General features: G+C 63.0%; 16 protein-coding genes. 3 read left to right on the top strand and 13 right to left on the bottom strand.

Annotation, left to right across the window (positions count from 1 at the left end; translation table 11 throughout):
* Positions 1-310: 310 nt before the first annotated feature.
* From AC07OJ_RS25670 to AC07OJ_RS25640, 7 genes are all read right to left on the bottom strand, one after another.
* Entirely contained in the window at positions 311-1,546 is a 1,236-nt protein-coding gene (locus tag AC07OJ_RS25670; protein WP_065907356.1) for a Zn-dependent hydrolase, read from the bottom strand.
* Entirely contained in the window at positions 1,539-2,021 is a 483-nt protein-coding gene (locus AC07OJ_RS25665) for an L-2-amino-thiazoline-4-carboxylic acid hydrolase (protein WP_106803480.1), read from the bottom strand. The genes AC07OJ_RS25670 and AC07OJ_RS25665 overlap by 8 nt, the downstream gene beginning before the upstream one ends.
* 222 nt (positions 2,022-2,243) lie before the next feature.
* Positions 2,244-3,383, bottom strand: a complete 1,140-nt coding sequence (locus tag AC07OJ_RS25660) for a branched-chain amino acid ABC transporter substrate-binding protein (RefSeq protein WP_065907358.1) — start codon at positions 3,381-3,383, stop codon at positions 2,244-2,246.
* Positions 3,384-3,451: 68 nt separating this feature from the next.
* Positions 3,452-4,168 carry an ABC transporter ATP-binding protein gene (locus tag AC07OJ_RS25655; RefSeq protein WP_065907359.1) on the bottom strand — a complete coding sequence of 239 codons (717 nt, stop codon included), beginning with the start codon at positions 4,166-4,168 and terminating at the stop codon, positions 3,452-3,454.
* Positions 4,161-4,934 (bottom strand): ABC transporter ATP-binding protein, encoded by a 774-nt coding sequence (locus AC07OJ_RS25650; protein ID WP_065907360.1) that lies wholly within the window; start codon positions 4,932-4,934, stop codon positions 4,161-4,163. The genes AC07OJ_RS25655 and AC07OJ_RS25650 overlap by 8 nt, the downstream gene beginning before the upstream one ends.
* Positions 4,931-6,016 carry an ABC transporter permease subunit gene (locus AC07OJ_RS25645; protein ID WP_495095445.1) on the bottom strand — a complete coding sequence of 362 codons (1,086 nt, stop codon included), beginning with the start codon at positions 6,014-6,016 and terminating at the stop codon, positions 4,931-4,933. The genes AC07OJ_RS25650 and AC07OJ_RS25645 overlap by 4 nt, the downstream gene beginning before the upstream one ends.
* Complete coding sequence (locus AC07OJ_RS25640) at positions 6,013-6,960, bottom strand: branched-chain amino acid ABC transporter permease (protein WP_495095444.1); 948 nt, start codon at positions 6,958-6,960, stop codon at positions 6,013-6,015. Before AC07OJ_RS25640 ends, AC07OJ_RS25645 begins: the two co-directional genes overlap by 4 nt.
* A 172-nt stretch (positions 6,961-7,132) precedes the next feature.
* Between AC07OJ_RS25640 and AC07OJ_RS25635 the strand changes: the two genes are divergently transcribed.
* Positions 7,133-8,029 carry a LysR substrate-binding domain-containing protein gene (locus tag AC07OJ_RS25635; RefSeq protein WP_495095443.1) on the top strand — a complete coding sequence of 299 codons (897 nt, stop codon included), beginning with the start codon at positions 7,133-7,135 and terminating at the stop codon, positions 8,027-8,029.
* Between the two features lie 603 nt (positions 8,030-8,632).
* On the opposite strand, the gene AC07OJ_RS25630 is transcribed toward AC07OJ_RS25635, so the two are convergent.
* A complete protein-coding gene (locus tag AC07OJ_RS25630; protein ID WP_495095442.1) occupies positions 8,633-9,646 on the bottom strand; it encodes an ABC transporter substrate-binding protein in 1,014 nt (337 codons plus the stop codon).
* A 164-nt stretch (positions 9,647-9,810) separates the two neighbouring features.
* On the opposite strand from AC07OJ_RS25630, the gene AC07OJ_RS25625 reads away from it, so the two are divergent.
* Positions 9,811-10,242, top strand: coding sequence for a hypothetical protein (locus tag AC07OJ_RS25625; protein WP_106803473.1), 432 nt, complete (start codon positions 9,811-9,813; stop codon positions 10,240-10,242).
* A 46-nt stretch (positions 10,243-10,288) separates the two neighbouring features.
* Here AC07OJ_RS25625 and AC07OJ_RS25620 read toward each other — a convergent pair whose 3' ends face one another.
* The 3 genes from AC07OJ_RS25620 to AC07OJ_RS25610 form a co-directional block, all read right to left on the bottom strand.
* Positions 10,289-11,533, bottom strand: a complete 1,245-nt coding sequence (locus tag AC07OJ_RS25620) for a zinc-dependent alcohol dehydrogenase (RefSeq protein ID WP_495095441.1) — start codon at positions 11,531-11,533, stop codon at positions 10,289-10,291.
* 90 nt (positions 11,534-11,623) lie between these two features.
* Positions 11,624-12,568, bottom strand: a complete 945-nt coding sequence (locus AC07OJ_RS25615; protein ID WP_495095440.1) for a methyltransferase — start codon at positions 12,566-12,568, stop codon at positions 11,624-11,626.
* Positions 12,569-12,579: 11 nt separating this feature from the next.
* Positions 12,580-13,953, bottom strand: a complete 1,374-nt coding sequence (locus tag AC07OJ_RS25610) for an iron-containing redox enzyme family protein (protein WP_495095439.1) — start codon at positions 13,951-13,953, stop codon at positions 12,580-12,582.
* 341 nt (positions 13,954-14,294) lie between these two features.
* On the opposite strand from AC07OJ_RS25610, the gene potE reads away from it, so the two are divergent.
* Complete coding sequence (gene potE / locus AC07OJ_RS25605; protein WP_495095438.1) at positions 14,295-15,623, top strand: putrescine-ornithine antiporter; 1,329 nt, start codon at positions 14,295-14,297, stop codon at positions 15,621-15,623.
* Between the two features lie 479 nt (positions 15,624-16,102).
* On the opposite strand, the gene AC07OJ_RS25600 is transcribed toward potE, so the two are convergent.
* Positions 16,103-17,845, bottom strand: a complete 1,743-nt coding sequence (locus AC07OJ_RS25600) for an ABC transporter substrate-binding protein (RefSeq protein ID WP_065907385.1) — start codon at positions 17,843-17,845, stop codon at positions 16,103-16,105.
* An 83-nt stretch (positions 17,846-17,928) separates the two neighbouring features.
* Positions 17,929-18,201 (bottom strand): DUF2160 domain-containing protein, encoded by a 273-nt coding sequence (locus tag AC07OJ_RS25595; protein ID WP_003232363.1) that lies wholly within the window; start codon positions 18,199-18,201, stop codon positions 17,929-17,931.
* Positions 18,202-18,205: the final 4 nt, after the last annotated feature.

Here is an 18,205-nt window from a genome sequence, read left to right as displayed (position 1 = left end):
TCGCGAAAGCGGTGTGTCAGTCGACCTCTGCAGTGGCTGATCCAGCGTATTCGCGAGCAAGCCCGCTCCCACATTTTGACATTGCCTGTACCTGCCAGGCATACCAGTCCACCTCGGCATTCATCAATGCGTTTCGCCAGCAGTTTGATACGACGCCCGGTGAGTTCTTTCGCTGACCATGAGGTGAAGGAGATCCAAGTGTAGGAGCGGGCTTGCCCGCGAAAGCGGTGTGTCAGTCGACCTCTGCAGTGGCTGATACCGCGTATTCGCGAGCAAGCCCGCTCCCACATTTTGACATTGCATGTGTCTGCTAGGCAGAGGCCTTGGCCAGGATCGCCTGGAGCAACACGTCCGCCCCCGCCGTCGACCATTCGGGGGAAATTTCTTCCGCCTCGTTGTGGCTGAGCCCGTCCACGCAGGGCACGAAGATCATCGCGGTCGGCGCTACCTGGTTCAGGTAGCAGGCGTCATGCCCGGCGCCGGAGATCATCGGCCGCTGGCTGTAGCCGAGCTTTTCCGCGCTGGCCCGGACCACCTCGACACAGTCAGCGTCAAAGGCAATCGGCGCGTACTGGAAAATCTGCTTCACGCTGTGCTGCAAGCCAATTCCTGCGGCGATGCGTGCCACGGCGTCGCGCAATTGCTGGTCCTGGCGCGCCAGCACCGCTTCGTCCGGGTGGCGAAACTCCACGCTGAAAAACACCCGTCCCGGCACCACGTTGCGCGAGTTGGGGAAGATGTTCGCCATGCCCACCGTCGCCCGTCCTTCGGCGCCCTGCTCCAGGCCCAGGCCATTGACGGCCTCGACCACCCGGGCAAAACCGAGCAGCGCATCCAGGCGATGGTCCATCGGCGTGGTGCCGGCGTGGGCGCTGCGCCCGCTCAATTCGACTTCATACCAGCGCTGGCCCTGGGCGCCGGTGACGACGCCGATGGTGATGCCTTGGGCTTCGAGAATCGGGCCTTGTTCGATATGCAGTTCGAACGCGGCATGCACGGCCTGACCGCCGACCGGATGAGGCCCGGCGTAGCCGATCTGCTGCAAGGCCTCGCCAATGGTCACACCGGCCTTGTCCGCGCGGGACAGCCCGTATTCCAGGTCGAACACGCCGGCGTAGACCCCGGAAGAAATCATCGCCGGAGCAAAGCGCGAGCCTTCTTCGTTGGTCCAGTTGACCACCTCGATGGGGCGCTCGGTTTCGATGCCCAGATCGTTCAGGGTTCGCAGCACTTCCACACCGGCGAGCACGCCGTAGATGCCGTCGTACTTGCCGCCGAAGGGTTGCGAGTCGCCATGCGAGCCGGTCAGCACCGGCGCCAGGTCATCATGTTTGCCAGCGCGGCGCGCAAAGATATTGCCCATGGCGTCGACCCGCACCGTGCAGCCGGCGGCTTCGCACCACTGCACGAAGAGGTCGCGGCCACGACGGTCTTCGTCGGTCAGCGCCAGGCGCGAGACGCCGCCTTTTTCGGTGGCGCCGATCTGCGCCATTTCCATCAGCGATGCCCACAGGCGTTCGCCATTGACCCGCGCCAGGTTACTCATGGGGTTTGGCCCGATAGCGGAAATCACAGTGGTGCGCGCCGCCCATGATGGTCTGGGTGCGGGTCAGTTCGATGTCCGGGTTGTAGCCGACGATAAACAACTCGTCGCGGTTGCACGACAGCAAGTGGCCGATCTCGCCCAGGCCCATTTCGTGGTACATCTCGGCGTAGCGGCAGCGCTTGACGTCATAGTCATAGTGCTCGGCATCGCTGGCGATGATCTCGACCTTGAGCGCATCATCCTTTTCCCACAGCACTTGCAGTTCGACAAAACTCTTGAGGTCGGCGCCCTGCTCTTCCAGCGCGGCAAAATGCTTGCCGGCCTGAATCGCCGCGTTGCCCACGGCCTCGCCGATCACGGCGGCGGCAAAGGCCTTGCCCTGCTCGCGCACCAGGATCTCGTAGATCGGCTTGATGATTTCGGCTTCGATCCGCCGCCGGGCAAGAATGCCCAGTTCACCTTCCAGATTGCTCATTGTGTGCCTCCGTCAGCTCCACAAAACCTATTGATTGCCCCCACACTGAGAGGCTTTTCTGTGGCGAGCGGGCTTGCCCCGCGTGGGGCTGCAAAGCAGCCCCAATAAGCACGCCGCGTTGTCTCAGATACACCTCGGCAGCTGATTTTGCAGCGGCTTCGCCACCCAACGCGGGACAAGTCCACTCACCACACCAGCAGTTCGCCGGCCAGACGTCGGCGGTTATTGACCGCCTGCCACACTCACCGGCTGCCATTGATTGGCCTTGACCTGGTAAACGGTGAACGACGGTTTCTTCAAGTTACCCTCGGCATCGAAGGCAATAGTGCCGGTCACGCCCGGGTAACTGATGGCGCGCAGCACCGGCAGGTACTTCTGCGGATCAACCGAATCGGCCTTTTCAATCGCCGCCACCAGCACGCCGACGCCGTCGTAGGCAAACGGCGCGTGCAGTTCGATATTGGTTTTGTAGCGTTCTTTATAGGCCTGTTCGAACGCCTTGCCACCCGGCATCTGTGCAACCGCCAGGCCCGGCTCCAGGGCAATCACGCCCTCGCCTTCGTTCTGCGCCAGTTGCAGGAAGGTCTGGCTGACAAACCCGCCGGCCCCCATCAACGGCGCCTTGATGCCTAACTGCTTGATGCGTCGGGCCAGCGGCGCGGCCTGGGCGTCTACGCCGCCGAAGAAGATCAGGTCGGGGTTCTGGCTGCGGATATTGGTGAGCACCGCGCTGAAGTCGATGGTCTTGTCGTCGACATATTCACGGGCAACCACCTTGGCGCCCCCGGCCTGGATGGATTTGACGAACTGGTCTGCCAGGCCCTGGCCGAAGGCGGTGCGGTCGTCGATCACAGCAATGCGCTGCGCCTTGAGCGTGTTCAAGGCATAGGCGCCGGCCACCTGACCGCCATCGTCGTCATGGCCCATGATGCGGAAACTGGTGTCGAAACCCTGCTGCGTGTAGGCATGCCCCGTGGCCACCGGCGCGACCTGGGCGATGCCGGCGTCGTGGTACACCCGCGCCGCCGGAATGCTGGTGCCGGTATTCCAGTGACCGACCACGCCGACCACGCCCTCATCCACCAGGCGCTGGGCGACGGTCACGGCTGTGCGCGGGTCAGACTGGTCGTCTTCGGACACCAGCTTGAAAGTCACCGCTTCACCGTTGATCTTCGGGTGCTGGGCGTTGGCCCGGTCGATGGCCAGTTGCGCGCCATTTTCCAGGTCTTTGCCGATCCGCGCGGACGGGCCGGTCAGCGGGCCCGCCAAGCCGATCAGCACGGTCTGGTCGGCCTGGGCCACGGCGCTTGCCAGGCTGCTCAGGGCCAGGCCTATCAATACGGTTTGCTTCAAAGTCTTCATCAGTCGTTCCTGTGTCTTTTCGGGCGGGTCGAAACACGCCGGGCGTCCGGTAGCGTCATGGTTGGGTTCTATTCACCGAGGTAGGCGCTGCGCACCTCGGGGTGTTCAAGCAATGCGGCGGACGGACCGACAAGGCTGATGCGCCCGGTGTCCATCACGTATGCGCGGTCGGTGACCTGCAGCGCCAGCCGAGCGTTCTGCTCCACCAGCAACAACGTCATGCCCTGGCGGCAGACGTCGTCGATCACCTGGAAGATCTTCTCGACCATGATCGGCGCCAGGCCCATGGACGGCTCATCGAGGATCAACAGGCGCGGGCGCGACAGCAGCGCACGGGCCAGGGCGAGCATCTGTTGCTCACCGCCTGACAGCAGCCCGGCGGACTGTTGCAGGCGCTCTTCGAGGCGCGGGAAGTGTTCGAACAATTGGCGCATTTCACGCTGCACCTGCGCGTGATCGCGGCGCACAAAGGCACCGGCCTGCAGGTTTTCCAGCACACTCATCCGCGCAAAAATCCCGCGCCCTTCCGGCACCATGGCGATGCCCTGGCGCAGCAGTTGGTCCGGTGCCTGGCCCCGAATCGAGCGCCCGGCAAACCGGATCGTGCCCTTGGCGGCCGGCAGCAGGCCGGTCAACGCCTTGAGGCTGGAGGTCTTGCCGGCGCCATTGGCACCGATCAGCGTCACGCGTTCGCCTTCGGCGATCTGCAGGTCCAGGGACTTGACCGCCTCGATCGCGCCGTAGCGCACCTGCAAACCGTCGACGTGCAACAGGGCTTCAGACATGTGCACTGGCTCCCAAATAGGCCTGGATCACGGCCGGGTGCTGACGTACCTCGGCCGGTGGCCCGACGGCAATGACCTGGCCGTAATCGAGCACACTGATGCGGTCGCACACGCCCATCACCAGCTTGACGTCGTGCTCGATCAACAACAGCGTGTGGCCGTCGTCGCGGATTTTTTCCAGCAGGCCGCGCAGTTGTACCTTCTCACTGGCGTTCATGCCCGCCGCCGGTTCGTCCAGCGCCAGCAGGCGCGGTTCGGTGGCCAGCGCGCGGGCGATTTCCAGGCGGCGCTGATGGCCGTAGCTCAGGCTGTCGGCGCGGTAGTTGGCAAAGCCCGCCAGGCCCACATAGGCGAGCAAACGATGGGCATGCGCGCGGGTTTGCGCCTCTTCATCACGGGCGCGGCGATGGCGGCTCAAGGCGGCCCACAGGCCATTGCGGGTGCGCACATGGCGCCCGACCATGACGTTTTCCAGCGCACTCATGGCATTGAACAGGCGGATATTCTGGAACGTGCGCGCGATGCCGGCTTCGGCCACCTGGTGCACGCTGGTCGGCCGGTACTCGCGCCCGTCCAGCTGGAAGCGCCCGGAATCCGGGGTGTAGAGGCCGGTCATGACATTGAAGAAAGTGGTCTTGCCGGCGCCATTGGGGCCGATCAGCCCGTAGATTTCGCCGGGCTGGATGCTCAGGCTCACGTCGGTCAGCGCCGCGACGCCGCCGAAGTGCTTGTTGACCTGGTCAATCTGCAACAACGGTGCGTTCATCGTGCCACTCCTTTGGGCCATAGCCCGGCAGGTCGGTAGAGCATCGCCAGGATCAGCGCCAGGCCGTAGAACAACTGACGGATGATTTCCGGGTCGACCAGTACCTGGCCGAACAGCGCCTGCTGCAGCGGGCCCATGCTTGCGCGCAGGGCTTCGGGCAGCGCAGCCAGCAGCACGCAGCCGAGCATCACCCCGGGGATATGGCCCATGCCGCCGAGCACCACCATCGCCAGCACCGCGATGGACTCATTGAGGGTGAACGATTCCGGCGAGACAAAACCCTGGAACGCTGCGAACAGCGCGCCGCTCACGCCGCCGAACGCGGCGCCAATCGCAAACGCCAGCAGCTTGAGGCGCACGGTGTTCACGCCCATGGCCTGCGCCGCTTCTTCGTCTTCGCGGATCGCCACCCAGGCGCGGCCGATGCGCGAGCGCTCCAGGCGAATGCAGGCGAACAGGATCAGCACCACCAGCGCGGCAAACAGGTAGTAATAGAGGTACACCGATGGCAGGCGCAGGCCGAACAGCTCCTGGGTGCGCCCCAGGTTCACGCCCAGCAGGCTGACCGGATCGACTTGCGAAATGCCTTTGGGGCCGTTGGTGATATTCACCGGGCGATCGAGGTTGCGCAGCAGGATGCGGATGATCTCGCCAAAGCCGAGGGTGACGATGGCCAGGTAGTCGCCACGCAGGCGCAAGGTCGGCGCCCCGAGCACCACCCCGCAGCCGGCGGCGAGCAAAGCGCCCAATGGCAGGATCAGCCAGATCGAGGTGTGCATCCCCGCCGGCAGCCACGCCACCAGCGCCGGGAACTGCTGCAACAGGTGCGGCGACGACAGCAGCGCGGCAAGGTAGGCGCCCACCGCGTAGAACGCGATAAAGCCCATGTCCAGCAGCCCGGCGTAGCCGACCACGATGTTCAGCCCGAGGGCGAGCATGATGTACAGCAAGGCAAAATCCAGGGTGCGTACCCAGGTGTTGCCGCCGGCATGCCCGACGATCCACGGCGCCAGCACCAGGGCCACGGCGAACAGCAGCAGGCCGAAGGTGGCGCGTTTGTTGGCGGTCAGAGAGTGGCTCATGCGCGCGTCGCCAAGCGTTCGCCCAGCAGCCCGGACGGCCGGAATACCAGCACCGCGATTAACACGATAAAGGCGAACACATCCTGGTAATTACTGCCGAACACGCCATCGGTGGCGGCACCGAGATAGCCGGTGCCCAGGGCTTCGATCAGCCCCAGCAGCAGGCCACCGAGCATCGCGCCCTTGAGGTTGCCGATACCGCCCAGCACCGCTGCGGTAAAGGCCTTGATCCCCGGCAGGAAGCCCATGTAGAAATGCGCGCTGCCGTAGTTGCTGGCCATCATCACCCCGGCCAGCGCCGCCAGGGCACCGCCGATGGCGAAGGTGAGCACGATGATGCGGTTGGGGTTGATGCCCATCAGGCTGGCGACTTGCGGGTTCTCTGCCACGGCGCGCATGGCCCGGCCAAAACGGGTGCGCTCGACCAGCACCAGCAGCGCGACCATCACCGACAACGCGATGGCGATGGTGGTCAGCGCGGTGGCATTGGTGATCGCCGGGTGCGTCGAAGCGCCGGCCAACACTTCGATGGGCTCCAGCGGCAGCAGTTGCGGGAACATCTGCGGGTTGCGCGTCCACACCAGCATGGCGAGGGTCTGGAGCAGCAGCGACACGCCGATACCACTGATCAGCGGCGCCAGGCGCGGGGCGTGGCGCAGGCGGCGATAGGCCACGCGCTCGATCACCACGGCCAGCAGCGCACAGAACGCCATCGCGACCAGCGTCGCCAACAGCAACACCAGCACCGGCGGCAATGTCGGCCAGGTGGCTTGCAGCAGGCGGATCACCGACAGGCCCACCAGCGCGCCGATCATCAAGACATCGCCATGGGCAAAGTTGATGATGCGCAAAATGCCGTAGACCATGGTGTAACCCAGGGCCACCAGCGCGTAGAGACTGCCCGTCATCAAGCCATTGAGCAGTTGTTGGATAAACCCATCCATCAGGACCCTGAACCTCAGTGCGTACAAGGGCGGCACACTAAGCATCTATTCTGTTTTTATCAAATATCAGAAAGTCATATGGTTATACCAAAGCGATAACAGGCTATTTACGCCATGTTTACGGCATTTATGGCTCTTTATTTACGCAAAGAGTTGGTATTTAATTCAACACATGAATAAATTAGAACAGTTAGACAATGACCCTCCCCTGCGCGCCGTGCGCACCTTCGAAGCGTTTGCGCGCCATGGCGGGGTGAATGCCGCCGCACGCGAGCTGGACGTGTCCGCCTCGGCGATCAGTCATCAACTGCACTTGCTCGAAGATTTCCTGCAGCAGCCGCTGACCTTGCGCCAGGGCCGCAACCTGGTACTTACCGATGAAGGCCGCGAGTATTACCGTGCGATTCGCTCGGCGTTCGCGGTACTGCGCAGCGCCACCGAACACGTGCGCGAGAAAAGCGCCACGCGCCAGGTCACCATCAGCCTGATCCCGTTGTTTGGCATCAACCTGTTCATCCCGCGCCTGGCCGACTTCCTCAAGGACCACCCGGCGCTGGACATCAACGTGACCTACGCCAACCACCGCAGCTACCCCAGCGACGCGGCCGACCTGTCGATCCGCTTCGGCACCGGGCACTGGCCGGGCTATCACAGCGAGCCATTGATTTGCGGCGCGGTCACACCCTATTGCAGTCGCGCATTCCTGGCACAACACGGCCCCATCGACACACCGCAGGCCCTGAGCCAACTGCCCCTGCTGCACGACGAAGAACGCGGCACCTGGGGCCAATGGTTCGAAGCCGCCGAAGTCGACGCCACGGCGCTCAATGGGTTGCTGTTGGAAGATGGCCAACTGGCGCTCACGGCCACCCTCACCGGCCTCGGCTGCGCCTTGCTGCGCGAGCCGCTGGTGACGCCACATGTGGCCAGTGGTGAGTTGGTGAAGCTGTTCGACCTGCAGGTCAACGACGGCCGCCAGTACTACCTGTGCCGACGGGCCAACAGCGAATTGTCGAGCGAGGGGAATGACTTGTATGACTGGATCAAGCGCAGCTTGATCGCGGTGTAGAGCGCGATTTTAGCGGCGGGAGCGGTGGAGTTACAGCGCGGCTGCGAGGGCGGTGGGGCTGACCGTTCTTCTGTGCCTGATACACCGCCTTCGCGGCCTCGCTGGGGCTCGACGGCTCCCACAGGGGGGCGGCTGTGTGGCTGGGATTTGAGCAAGTACTGGGTTTCGCTGATTGCAGTTTCTGCAGAGTGTCGCTGGGTGAGCTGGATCCCAGCGACCACTAGGTTTCGCTATGTGGCTGATATTCCAGCCACCACACCGCCCAACTGTGGGAGATGTCGAGCTTTAGCGAGGCTGCGAAGGCGGCGGCACTGACTGCCCTTCTGTGCCTGACACACCGCCTTCGCGGCCTCGCTGGGGCTCGACGGCTCCCACAGGGGGGGGGCGGCTGTGTGGCTGGGATTTGAGCAAGTACCGGGTTTCGCTATGTGGTTGAAATTTCAGCTACAACACCGGTCAACTGTGGGAGATGTCGAGCTTTAGCGAGGCTGCGAAGGCGGCGGTACTGATAGCCCTTCTGTGCCTGACACACCGCCTTCGCGGCCTCGCTGGGGCTCGACGGCTCCCACATTTGGCGGCGTTCGACATCAGGGTCTTGGCGGGTCAGCTGCCGTTGCCGCCATGGGCTTCTTCGAAGAAGTAGTCCTTCCAGCTCGCCGCCTTGTTTTTCAGCACTCCGAGCGCCTGCAATTTCTCGGCATAGATATAGGTGCGCTGCGGCACGATGGTGAAGTCGATTTCCGGGTCCTGGACGATTTTCTCGACCAGGTCCAGCGGCAACTTCGACTGCTCTACGCGGATATACGCCTTGGCAGCAGCCGGTTTGTCGGCCTTGATGATTTTCTCGGCCTCGGCCAGTGCGTCATAGAACGCCTTGTAGGTCTTGGGGTTTTCGTCGTGGAATTTCTGCGTGGTGTACAGCACGTTGAACGTAGCCTGGCCGCCAAGGATGTCGTAGGAACTGAGCACCTTGTGCACGTTGGGATTCAACAGCTCCTGGTACTGGAACGGCGGGCTGGAGAAGTGCGAGTTGATCTCCGAACCGCCGGCAATCAACGCCGCCGTGGCGTCGGGGTGGGCCAGGCTGATGGAGATGTCATCAAATTTCTTGTAGTTGGCATCGCCGAACTGCTTGGCGGTTTCGATCTGCAGGGTGCGTGACTGAAAGCCCACGCCGGCAGCGGGCACGGCGATGCGGTCTTTCTCGGTGAAGTCCTTGAGGGTCTTCACGTTGGGGTTGTTGGTCAGCAGGTAATTGGGCATCGAGCCGAGGGAGGCGATGGCCTTGACGTTCTGCTTGCCCTTGGTGCGGTCCCACAGCGTGAGCATCGGCGGCACACCGGCCGAGACCACATCCAGGGCGCCGGCCAGCAGCGATTCATTCATGGCGGTGGCACCGGATATGCTGTTCCATTCCACCTTGATATCCAGGCCCTGCTCCTTGCCGTGTTTTTCGATCAGGTGCTGATCGCGCACCACGTCGAGGATCAGGTAGCCGATGCCGAATTGCTGGGCGATGCTGATGGTGCCTTCGGCCTGCGCACCGGGGCTGAGCAAGGCCGTGGCGGCGGCGAGGGATGCCGCCAGGAGGGTCAGGGGGGAACGCTTGAAAGTCATGGGGGTCTGCCGCGTTTTCGGGAAGGTGCTGGAGCGTAGCGGCGGTTTTTAAGACAGCAAAAGAATATTGGGGTCTATTGTTATGCAAACAATCCCCAAACTGGCGTGCGGCTGGTATTGTGCCGCGCTTTGTAAAACTGCCGCAGACTGCGAGGAAATGGACGTTGAACACTGACGAAAAAATGACCGGGGACCTGTTCGAGGTGGATAAGCGCCTGTCACTCAAACCCGTGGTGGACTTCAACGCCTACCTGCGCAGCGCGTTCGGCGACGGCCCCTGCACCTGCGTGCGCTGCACGGCCAGTGGCGGTGACGAGACGGGCTATGAGTTCCAGCACTCGTTCGCTTTCGACGGTAAACCGAGCCACCGCCGCTTCGCTTCGACGGCCGGCAGTGATGTGTTGCAGATGCTCAAGAAAGCCTGGCTGTCGTACACCAAGGCCGAGCTGCCGCTCAGTGGTGCGCTGGCGCTGGACACGGTAAAGGAATTCGTCGAACCGCAGTTGCACAAGCGCCTGGCACCGCTGTTCCTGGCCAGCGGCTTGGTCAAGGATGTCGACGGCGAGTTGCGCCTGCAGCCACAAGCTGCTGCCTGATCAACTCCCTGCAGGAGCCGGTTTGCCGGCTCCTGCAAGGGATCGGCTAGAATCCGGGAACGCCCTGCACGCGAATCTCCGGCGTCAGTTCTTCCAGCGGCTCGACCAGTGGCCGCTCGTCGATCCCAGGCAGCAGGATCACCTTGCGGCAATCCTCCTCGGCCTTGTCGAACAGCTCATAGCCACGCGCCGCCTGCTCCAGCGACAGGCGATGGGTGACGATCGCCTCCGGGTTCAAGTGCCCCAGTTCGATATGCCCCAGCAGCTCCGGCAGGAACCGCTGCACATGCGTCTGGCCCATCTTGAAAGTCAGGCCCTTGTCGAACGCATCGCCGAACATGAAGCCATGGATAAACCCGGCATACACCCCGGCCACGCTGACCGTGCCACCCCGGCGCACGGCGGCGATGCACTGGCGCAAGGCCTTGCCGCTGCTGCCTTCGAGCTTGAGAGTGGTGAGGATGGTTTCGGTGGTGCTGCCCTTGGCCTCGAAGCCGACCGCATCGACCACGCCATCGACGCCGCGCATACCGGCAGTCTGGCGGATGATGGTGTCGGCAGGGTCATCGTCGTCCTCGAAGTTGATCGGGATCACGCCATAGGTTTTCTGCGCATAGGCCAGGCGATACGGGTGATCGTCGACCATGAAGATCTGCGCGGCCCCAAGCATCTGTGCGCACGCGGCGCTGAGCAGTCCCACCGGGCCGGCGCCATAGATCGCCACGCTTGAGCCCTCGCCGATGCCGGCATTGGTCACCGCCTGCCATGCGGTGGGCAGGATGTCGGAAAGGAACAACACCTTCTCATCCGCAAGGGTGCCAGGCACCTTGAACGGCCCGGTATTGGCCTTGGGCACCCGCACCAGCTCGGCCTGGCCACCGGGAATGCCGCCGTACAAACGGCTATAGCCAAACAGCGCCGCGCCCGGCGGGATCGCCTTTTTATTCAGGATCGCGCCGCGCCCGTCGTTAGTGGTTTCGCAGGCGGCGAACTGCTGGAGCTGGCAGAAGAAGCAATCACCACAGGCAATCACGAACGGGATCACCACACGGTCGCCGCGCTGCACGGCCGTCACCGCCGGCCCGGTTTCCTCGACGATGCCCATGAACTCGTGGCCGAAGATATCCCCGTGCTCCACCGTGGGGATCTTGCCCCGGTACAGGTGCAGGTCCGAACCACATATGGCCGTGGCGGTGACGCGCAAAATGATGTCGTCCGCCTGCTCAATGATCGGATCGGGAACCGTGTCCACCTGCACCTTGTGGGTGCCCTGGAAAGTCATCGCTCGCATGCTCTGCACTCCTGCCATTGGAGGGGTTATAGATAAGGGCGGTCGAGCCGGCGAGCGTTCCTCCAGCGTGCGTCCACACCTGATGAGTGGTCAGCGCAAACGGGTGACGGTGAGCGCGACCACGGCAATTCGCTCCACGCGCTCATACCCGGGTTTGCCCAGCTCTTCGCCGAACACATCGGGATCGAGTTCGCGGTAGGTCCAACCGAAAGCGTCGCTGGCAAGCAGCGGCTTGACCGCCTCCAGAAACGGGTCTTCGCCGGCGACGATCGCCACGCCGGTGTAGAGCACCAGGCTGCCGCCAAGGGCCAGGCGCCCGAGTGATTCGCTGGCGATACGCACCGACAGTTGCTCACCCAGCGCGCCACCGCCATGCCGATAGGCGCGCTGACGGTCGTCGTTCATATAGGGCGGATTGGCGACGATCAGGTCGAATTCGCCCTCGACACTGCCCAGCACATCGCTGTGGTAGGCACTGACGTTGGCCAGTCCCGCCAGCTCCGCGTTCACCGCCGTGAGGCGCAAGGCACGCGGGTTGATGTCCACTGCCAGCACCTCGGCGTCGGGCCGCGCGCGGGCGACCACCAGCGCGCCGACACCGGCGCCGCAGCCGATGTCCACGGCGCGGGTGATCGGCTCGCCGCGCTGCTGCAGATGGGCTTCGAGCAGGTGCGCGAAGCGGTAGCTGTCCGGTCCGAAAAACACCGCATCCGACTGTGTGGTGGGGTACGCCGAGTGGGCCAGCAGCAGATCATCCAGGCTCGACCAACGCACCGCGCTGCGCCACAGCGCGTCGTGCTTCTCGATCACATCGGCCTGCTGCAACTCTTCCCGAAATGCTTCGGGCAACAGCTGATTGTCAAACGGCATCGACCAGCCAAAGACATCACGCAGGTCGACCGCCAGTGGCGTGGGCAGGCGTTGATAGACCCGCTCATGGGTCAACGGCGTCGGCGTGATGAACCGGTAGCCGTGCTCCTTCAACCCCCGGCCCAGGTTGAGCAAGGCGCGGTCGGCGAGTTGTTGTGCAGACATGGGCAAGGACCTCAGCGCAGGCGCGCGCGCAATTGGATAAAACGTCGGGTGGCGTACAAACCGGCGGGCGTGCAATGGCGCCGCGCCGACAGCCAGGGAATCAATGCCTGGAGCTGCTGCTCGTCGGACAGGTTCCACAGCGAATCCACCAGCGCCTGGGTGTCCGGATCCGCCGGGCGGTGCTGCTCCCGCGAGAAGCGGCTACCGCGCCCTGGCCGTACCGGCGGCACGCGTTGGCCGCTGACCCACTCACCGGCGATCCAGTCATGCAGCAGCTGTTTTTCATAGCCGCTGAACACGCCGAACATCGCCGCGCCGGCGCCTTCGATCAATTGCCAGAAACGACTGTCGGCCGGGTCCTGGTTGCGCTTGATCCAGCCCTTGTCTTCCAGGGCCCGGAGAAAGGCGCCGATCTGCCCCGGCTGGGCCAGCCACTGATTGACGGTCTGGCCCTCGAAGCGGCAGTAGTCCGAATGCATGTGCTGGCCGAACGTGCGCTTGCGTTCGAGCATCGCCACCACTTCGTCCTGCAGATTGAACCGGCTGATCACCGCGGTGGTGCCCAGGCCGAGGTCGTTGAGCCGGTACCCGTCGGCCACCCGGCGATAGAAGTCCGCCCTGCCCTCGCCCAGCGGCAATAAATTCAGCACCGACTGCGCGGCCTTGCACGCGTGGCCGCTGCTGGCGTTGTCGATGGTCACGTGCAGGGTGAAGTAGTACGGGTCGATGCCCAGCTCGCTCAGCTCGTACGCGGTGATCAACAGGTGCAAGGGCAACTGCTCATAGCCCAGGTTGTAGCCGATGATCTCCGGCAGGAATTCCTCGGCACACAGCCCCAGCGCCAGTTGCAGCGCGCCTTGCAGGTAATGGCTGTCTTCCAGGCCGGCGTCGCTGTCGGCATCGTGTTCGCTGAGCAATTTGCGGTAGATCAGCACATGATTCTGCGCCGCCTCACCGTCGCCCAACTCTTCAAGGTAGGTGGTGAGCAGGCCGTCGAAACGCGGGTCCTGCCAATAGCGCAGCAGGCCGTTGAGCCAGGCGCCGTCGACGTGTTTGGTCGGCGCCACGCGCTGCAGGAAGTACAACGCATGGGCCTTGTTCTGGAAATAGCGGCGTGACTGGCCTTGCTGGCGTTGCTCCAGGTAATCGGCATAGGCCTGGGCCACCTCGGCGCAGCGCTGCTCGACCCACGCGGGCAATTGCTCGGGCGCCTCGGGCAACTCGCCGGGCACGTCGCGCAACTGTGCCAATTGCGTGCGAATAAATGCCCGCGCGACCTCTTCTGCACCCGCAGTTTCGCCATGCAGCTGTTGATACACCCGCTGGCACTGGCCCGGCTGGGTAAGGGAGGCCGGTTGGCCCGACAGCGCTGTAAAAAGCGTCATGATGGCAGTGTCCGCAAAGTCCGATGCAACGGGCCTCCCAACAAGGAAGCCCCACAAGAGCGCTGAAAACCACACGCTTCTAACAGTGCAGAGCATCGGGGTGTGCGGAAAATTCAATCGGGGTTAAGAAGGGGCGGATCGGCGGTTATAGATGACCCAGCCCGTACACCCGCCGAGGCGGGGATGGGCGCTCCGGCGAGCCAATGGGCACTCGAAAAACGTCACTCCGCACAAAAAAAGCTCACTTGATACACAAAGCCCACGCAACGCAGTAAGTTGCCTCTACACAAGGTGCCCCTCACCACTGGGGCAGTGTTCCCCCGCCAATCCAAGGAACGACCATGCCCGAACCAAGCAAAAAGATGAGCCTGTTGGGCCTGACCACGCTGGTCACGATCAATATGATGGGCTCGGGCATCATCATGTTGCCGGCGAGCATGGCGCAGCTGGGCGCGATTTCGTTGTTGTCATGGGTGATCACGGCAGTGGGCTCGATGGCCATCGCGTATGGCTTTGCCCAGTGCGGACTGTTCTGTACGCGCACCGGCGGGATGTCGGCGTATACCGAAGAGGCCCACGGCAAGTCGGGATTTTTCCTGTGCTCGTTTCTGTATTTTCTGTCGCTGATCATCGCCAATGTGGCGATTGCCATTTCAGCCGTGGGCTATCTGTCGTCGTTTGTGCCGTGGTTGGGTAGCGGGCCGGTGCCGTTGTTCATCGGCAGCCTGGCGCTGATCTGGCTGACCACCGTGGCCAACTTCGGCGGCCCGCGCCTGACCGGGCGCATCGGGGTGGTGACGGTGTGGGGCGTGATCATTCCTGTGGTGGGGCTGTGTGTGATCGGCTGGCTCTACTTCAAGGCCGAGGTGTTTGTGGCGGCCTGGAACCCCAATCAGCTGGAACTGTGGGACGCCATCGGTGCGAGTATTCCGCTGACGCTGTGGGCATTTCTCGGCATGGAGTCGGCGGCGCAAGGCTATGACGCGGTGGAAGAGCCACAGCGCACCGTGCCGCTGGCCTGCCTGCTCGGCACCCTGGGCGCGGCATTGGTGTACGTGCTGTCGACGGCGGTGATCCAGGGCATCGTGCCGAATGCGCAGTTGGCCGAGTCTTCGGCGCCGTTTGCCTTGGTGTATGCGCAGATGTTCACGCCCTGGATGGGTGAAGTGATCATGGCGCTGGCGGTGGTGGCGTGCATCGGTTCATTGCTGGGCTGGCAGTTCACCCTGGCGCAGACGGCCAAGATGTCGGCGGACCAGCGTCTGTTTCCGGCCTTTTTCAGCCGGGTCAGCGCGACAAATGCGCCGGTACTCGGGCTGCTTGCGTGTGCGACGCTGCAAAGCCTGATTGCCCTCTCGACCATCTCGCCAACAGCCAGCGCGCAATTCAGCAAACTGGTGAACCTGGCAGTGGTGACCAACCTGGTGCCCTACGTGACCGCCCTCACCGGCTTGCTGGTGATGATGCACAAGGCACGCGCCACTGCAGCGGTGCAGGCGCGTAATACGCTGGTGGTGCTGGTGGCCGTGGGGTACTCGCTGTACGCGATTTATGCCTGCGGCGAAGAGGCCGTATTTGGCGCGATGCTGGTGCTGGCGTTCGGGTATTTGCTGTATGGATTCCTGGCCAGGCGCTTTGTCGAGGAAAGGGTCTGGGCTCCTGGTACATAAAGGTCAAATGTGGGAGCGGGCTTGCTTGCGAAGGCGGTGGGTCAGCCAACCTTTTCAGCGACTGGCACACCGCTTTCGCGGGCAAGCCCGCTCCCACAGTTTTGATCGGTGTTGGGGCTGGAGGCCGAGGAGCTGCAACGGCATGAGCAGATGGTACAACCCGATTCCAGCCTTGAAATACACCCCAAATGTGAGAGCGGGCTCGCTCGCGAAGGCGGTTGATCAGCCACCCTTTTCAGCGACTGGCACACCGCTTTCGCGGGCAAGCCCGCTCCCACAGTTTTGATTGGTGTTCGGGCTGGAGGCCGAGGTGCTGCAGCGGCATTTGAGCGAGTGGTACAACCCGATTCCAGCCTTGGAACACACGCCAAATGTGGGAGCGGGCTTGCCCGCGAAGGCGGTGGATCAGTCACCCAATTCAGCGACTGACACACCGCTTTCGCAAGCAAGCCCGCCCCCACATCCGCTAACTGGCGCATTTATTTACGCGCTGCCTCCCACTGCTTGAGCAGATCGCCGTAGGCCACGGTTTCGCCCTTGGGTTTTTCGTTGGCGAGTTTTGGTTTCGGCGCGCCCGGTTGGTCGAACCAGTATTGCGCGTCACGCTCGGGGTTCATCTTCGGACCGCACACCGGTTGCACCTTGGAGCGCTCCAGGCGCGTCATGATCGCGTCCTGCTCCTTGGCCAGGTTGTCGAGGGCCTGTTGCGGGGTTTTCTCGCCGCTGGCGGCGGCGGCGATGTTGCTCCACCACAGTTGCGCCAGGCGAGGATAGTCCGGCACGTTAGTGCCGGTCGGCGACCACTCGACGCGGGCCGGGCTGCGGTAGAACTCCACCAGGCCGCCGAGTTTGGGCGCCATGTCGGTCATGGCCTGGGAATTGATATCGGACTCACGAATCGGCGTCAGGCCAACGATGGTTTTCTTCAGCGAGACGGTCTTCGAGGTCACGAACTGCGCATACAGCCAGGCCGCGAGTTTCTGTTTCTCCGGGGTCGACTTGAGGAACGTCCAGGAACCCACGTCCTGATAGCCCTTCTTCATGCCCTTTTCCCAATAAGGCCCGACCGGCGACGGCGCCATGCGCCACTTCGGCGTACCGTCGGCATTCACTACCGGCAGGCCCGGCTTGACCATGTCGGCGGTAAACGCGGTGTACCAGAAAATCTGCTGGGCGATGTTGCCTTGCGACGGCACCGGCCCGGATTCGGAGAAGGTCATGCCCGCCGCTTCCGGTGGTGCGTAGGCTTTCATCCAGTCCACGTATTTCTGCGTGGCGAATACCGCAGCAGGGCCGTTGGTGTCGCCGCCACGGGTCACGCTGGAGCCCACCGGATGGCAGTCCTCCACGCGAATGCCCCACTCGTCCACCGGCAAGCCGTTGGGCAGGCCTTTGTCGCCGCCACCGGCCATGGAGAACCAGGCATCGGTGAAGCGCCAGCCCAGGGATGGGTCTTTCTTGCCGTAGTCCATGTGCCCGTAGATGCGCTTGCCGTCGATTTCCTTGACGTCTTCGCTGAAGAACTTGGCGATGTCTTCATAGGCCGACCAGTTCACCGGCACGCCGAGGTCGTAACCGTATTTTTCCTTGAACTTGGCTTTCAGCTCCGGGCGCTCGAACCAGTCGGCGCGGAACCAGTAGAGGTTGGCGAACTGCTGGTCGGGCAGCTGGTAGATCTTGCCGTCCGGCGCGGTGGTGAACGAGATGCCGATAAAGTCCTTGATATCCAGGGTCGGCGAGGTGAAATCCTTGCCTTCGTTGGCCATCAGGTCGGTGATCGATTCGGTTTTTCCATAGCGAAAGTGCGTACCGATCAAGTCGGAATCGTTGACCCAGCCGTCATAGATATTCTTGTCAGACTGCATCTGCGTCTGCAGCTTCTCGACCACGTCGCCTTCCTGCAACAGGTCGTGGGTCAGCTTGATCCCGGTGATTTCCGTGAAGGCCTTGGCCAGCACCTTGGACTCGTACTCGTGGGTGGTGAGGGTTTCCGACACCACATTGATCTTCATCCCACGGAACGGTTCGGCGGCCTTGATAAACCACTTGAGCTCCTCGAGCTGTTGGTCGGCCGTGAGGGTGGACGGTTTGAATTCGCTGCCGATCCATTTTTTCGCCGCATCTTCGTACGCATCGGCCCAGGCCGTGGCGCTCAAACCGCTGAGGGCCAATACGGCGGCCAATGAAATGCTATGTCGCAGCTTATTGTTTTTATCGAACATAGAGACCTCCTGGTTAGTTTCAAACGGGACCTGCGAACACAATCCCTGCAGGCGCCGGCTTGCCGGCGCCTACCGGGCGAGTACTAGCCCCAACGCATCACACTCAACAGCCATACCAGGGACAGCGCGGACGCCACCCAGATGCTCCAGTCGGTAACGCCGATGACCAGCAAATGCAGGTAGGCGCTGCCGAGAAGACCGATAAACAAGCGATCACCACGGGTGGTGCTGATCGGCAGAAAACCGCGCCGGGGGATGCTCGGCGAACGCAGTTCCCAGGTGGTCATGCCCGCCAGAATCAGGGCGATACCACCAAAGAACAGCGCGGTGGGGGTGGTCCAGGCCATCCATTCCATCATC

The organism is Pseudomonas sp. GW821-FHT09C08, assembly GCF_059418125.1.
This window is presented reverse-complemented; position numbering and strand designations above follow the sequence as displayed.